Raw genomic sequence first — 3,276 nt, 5'->3', positions numbered from 1 at the left:
CGCACCGCGGACCGCGCTCGCCGAGGCGGCCGGGCTGCACGTCGAGGACGGCGTGGTCGTCGATGCGCACCTGCGCGCGTCGCACCCGCAGGTCCTCGCCGCGGGCGACGTCGCCCGCGCGGCGCACCCCCTGCTCGGGACGCACGTGCGCGTCGAGCACTGGGCCAACGCGCTCAACCAGCCGGCCACCGCCGCCGCGACGATCCTCGGCCGCGACGAGCCGTACGACCGGCTCCCGTACTTCTTCACCGACCAGTACGACCTCGGCATGGAGTACGTCGGGCACGCGCCGCACGGCGGGTACGACGAGGTCGTCGTGCGCGGCGACCTCGCGGCGCGCGAGCTCGTCGCCTTCTGGCGGCGCGGCGGGCGCGTCGTCGCCGGCATGAACGTCAACGTGTGGGACGTCGTCGACGACGTGCAGGCGCTCATCAGGTCGGGCGTCGTCGTGGACCGGGACCGTCTCGCCGACCCCGACGTGCCGCTCGGGTCGCTCACGGGCTCGTGACGGCCGACGTCGGAGGCGGCGGCTAGCCTGACCCCTGCCCGACGCCTCCCACCGAAGGAGAACGACCGTGGTGCTCATCGGCGCCCACGTCCGCGACGCCGACCCGGTGGCCGCCGCCGCCGAGGTCGACGCCCAGGCCGTCCAGATCTTCCTGGCCGACCCGCAGGGCTGGAAGAAGCCCGTGCCGCGCGACGACGCCGACGCGCTCGTCGCGAGCGGCCTCGGCGTCTACGCGCACGCGCCGTACCTCGTCAACGTCGCGTCGACCAACAACCGCATCCGCATCCCGAGCCGCAACATGATCGCGCAGCACGCCGCCGCGGCCGCGGGGCTCGGCGCACGCGGGCTGATCGTGCACGGCGGGCACGTGGGCGACGGCGACGACGTCGCGGTCGGCATCGACAACTGGCGCAAGACGTTCGAGCGCGCGACCTACCCCGTGCGCGTGCTCGTCGAGAACACCGCGGGCGGCGAGAACGCGTGCGCCCGCACGCTCGACCGGTGGGCGATGCTCTGGGACAAGATCGGCGGCTACGACGTCGGCGTGTGCCTCGACACGTGCCACGCGTGGGCCGCGGGCGAGGACCTCGAGACGATCGTCGACCGCCTGCGCGCGATCACGGGACGCATCGACCTCGTGCACGCCAACAGCTCGCGCGACGAGGCCGGGTCCAGCCGCGACCGGCACGCGAACTTCGCGACCGGCACCATCCCGCCCGAGCTCATCGCGCACGTCGTGCGGGAGGCCGGGTGCGACGCGGTCGTCGAGACGCCCGCCGAGCGGCAGGCCGAGGACATCGCGTTCCTCCGGGCGGCGCTCGCGGGCTGACCTGTGACGGCGCGCGTCAGACCGGCGACGCGTCCGCCGTGACGTCGGGCACCGCCGCCTCGGTCGCCAGCGCGACGGTCCGGACGCGCTCCGCGAGCTCGTCGACCGCGCGCACCTGGTCGTCCGCCTGGGCGCGCAGGCCGGCGAGCCGTGCGCGGTCGAGCCGCAGCGTGCCCGACCACACCTCGAGCGTCGCCCACAGGGACCGCTTGCCCGAGATGCCCGAGCGCAGCGCCTCGAGCTCGAGGTGCAGCGACAGCGGCGACTTCGACGTGAGCCGGCCGTTCACCTTGAGCCGACCCGCGTGCTCCGCCGCGACGGCCGCCGCGGGCTTCCACGGCGACAGCCGCAGGCCCAGGTGCTCGGCGAGCCCGCGCACGACCCGCCGCTCCTGACGCAGCTCCTCGAGGAGCCGCAGCAGGACCGGCTCGGCCGACGTGCCCGCGTACCGCTCGACCATCCACCCGACGCGCGAGATCACGCCCGACGCGCCCGTCAGGTGGTCGCTCAGGTAGATCTGCACCAGGCGGAGGTCGACCGGCGGTGTGGTGTGCTGCCCCACGTCAGCGCAGCCGCGACGCGAGGAGCTGCTTGCCCTGCTCGGCGCCCTTGCGGCTCTCGCCCTGGGCCCGGCGGAAGAACTCCGCGAGCTCGGTGTCGCCGTCGCGCTCGGCGTCCTGGGCGTACGTCTCCAGTCGCAGGACGTTGTCGAGGCACGTCTGGGTGAACCACAGGATGTTGTAGTCCTTGTCCTTCGTGCCGGTCAGCTGGCCGGACTCCTGCTCGAAGCTCATGGTGCGCACCTCCGCGGCCCCGTCGGGGCGTCGTCGGGTGGGCGGTCAGACCGCCCGCGGGCTGCTGCTCCACCCGACGTCCATCGTCGGCCCGGGTGCGGCGGGCCGCGACCGGTGCGGTCAGGACGCGGGAGCCGGCAGGGGGTGCGCGGCGAGCGCCCGGGCGACGGCCACGAGGTTGCCCGCCATGGCACGGCCGGTGGACGCCGACCAGTCGTGGCCGTGGTCGGTGTCGCGGTAGTCCGGTCCGGGGCCGGGCCCCTGGTTCCAGTACGTCCACGCCTGCGGCGGGATCGTGAACCCGATGTCGCCGAGCCCGCCGACGATCTCGGAGATCACGTGGTGCGCGCCGTCCTCGTTCCCGGTGACGACGACGCCCGCGACCTTGTCGTAGGCGACAGGCCGGTCCTGGTCGTCGGTCTCGGAGATCATCGCGTCCATGCGCTCGAGCGCGCGTTGCGCCCACGACGACGGGTGCCCGACCCAGGTGGGCGTCGCGACGACGAGGATCTGCGCGTCGAGGATCTTCGCGCGGATCGCGGGCCAGTCGTCGCCCGGACCCATGTCGGACTCGACGCCCGGCGGGACGTCGTGGTCGGCGAGCCGGATCACCTCCGACTCGACGCCGTGCGTGCGCAGCGCGTCGGTCACGACGCTCGCGAGGGCCTCGGTGTTGCTCGGGGCGGGGGACGGCTTCAGGGTGCAGCTCAGGACGACGGCTCGCATCGACCCACCGTCACCCCGGACCGGCGCGCGCGCATCCCGGGCGGCCGTCTCCCGACACCCGTCGACGCCTTCCGGCTGCGGCCCGACGGCGTGCGGGTGCGCGGTGCGGTGCGCGGTGTCACGGTGAGGCGATGAGCGAGAACCTGCCCGACAGCTTCGACCCGAAGCAGCCCGACCTGCCCTCCCTGGGCGTCGACCCCGACCCGCTGCCGCCGGGCCACGAGAGCCAGGCGCCGACGACCGAGCCGCTGAAGGACGACGCGAGCGAGGCCGCCGAGTCGGACGACGAGGAGCGCGGGATCCCCGGCTGACGGCCGACCGGCCGGCACGTGGCCCGCGAGGGTGCGTGCCGGCCGTGGTCCGTGGCGCCGGTGAGCCGGAGGTCGGCGGGTCAGCCGAGCGTGACGTCGGCGGCCCGG

Annotated in this window: 6 protein-coding genes; 3 read left to right on the top strand and 3 right to left on the bottom strand. The window is 74.8% G+C overall.

The window, feature by feature from the left end; all coding sequences use genetic code 11:
* Together HGA02_RS13985 and HGA02_RS13980 are read left to right on the top strand one after the other, a co-directional pair.
* Window positions 1–508 (top strand): oxidoreductase C-terminal domain-containing protein (locus HGA02_RS13985; protein WP_281357184.1); only part of this gene is annotated, 508 nt, incomplete at its 5' end.
* Window positions 509–575: 67 nt separating this feature from the next.
* A complete protein-coding gene (locus HGA02_RS13980) occupies window positions 576–1,337 on the top strand; it encodes a deoxyribonuclease IV (protein ID WP_343035484.1) in 762 nt (253 codons plus the stop codon).
* Window positions 1,338–1,353: 16 nt separating this feature from the next.
* Here HGA02_RS13980 and HGA02_RS13975 read toward each other — a convergent pair whose 3' ends face one another.
* The 3 genes from HGA02_RS13975 to HGA02_RS13965 form a co-directional block, all read right to left on the bottom strand.
* Window positions 1,354–1,860: a hypothetical protein gene (locus HGA02_RS13975; RefSeq protein ID WP_168679536.1), complete on the bottom strand. Its 507-nt coding sequence runs from the start codon at window positions 1,858–1,860 to the stop codon at window positions 1,354–1,356.
* 40 nt (window positions 1,861–1,900) lie between these two features.
* Window positions 1,901–2,131 carry a hypothetical protein gene (locus tag HGA02_RS13970; protein ID WP_124343118.1) on the bottom strand — a complete coding sequence of 77 codons (231 nt, stop codon included), beginning with the start codon at window positions 2,129–2,131 and terminating at the stop codon, window positions 1,901–1,903.
* A 120-nt stretch (window positions 2,132–2,251) separates the two neighbouring features.
* Window positions 2,252–2,857 carry a flavodoxin family protein gene (locus HGA02_RS13965; protein WP_168679534.1) on the bottom strand — a complete coding sequence of 202 codons (606 nt, stop codon included), beginning with the start codon at window positions 2,855–2,857 and terminating at the stop codon, window positions 2,252–2,254.
* Between the two features lie 131 nt (window positions 2,858–2,988).
* Here HGA02_RS13965 and HGA02_RS21040 point away from each other — a divergent pair, with 131 nt between their 5' ends.
* Window positions 2,989–3,168 (top strand): chromosome partitioning protein, encoded by a 180-nt coding sequence (locus HGA02_RS21040; RefSeq protein WP_246247809.1) that lies wholly within the window; start codon window positions 2,989–2,991, stop codon window positions 3,166–3,168.
* The last annotated feature ends 108 nt before the right edge of the window (window positions 3,169–3,276 follow it).

The organism is Cellulomonas septica, assembly GCF_012396155.1.
GTDB classification, from domain to species: Bacteria; Actinomycetota; Actinomycetes; order Actinomycetales; family Cellulomonadaceae; genus Cellulomonas; species Cellulomonas septica.
The sequence above is the reverse complement of the archived record's forward strand: the minus strand, read 5'-3'. Positions and strand labels throughout refer to the sequence as shown.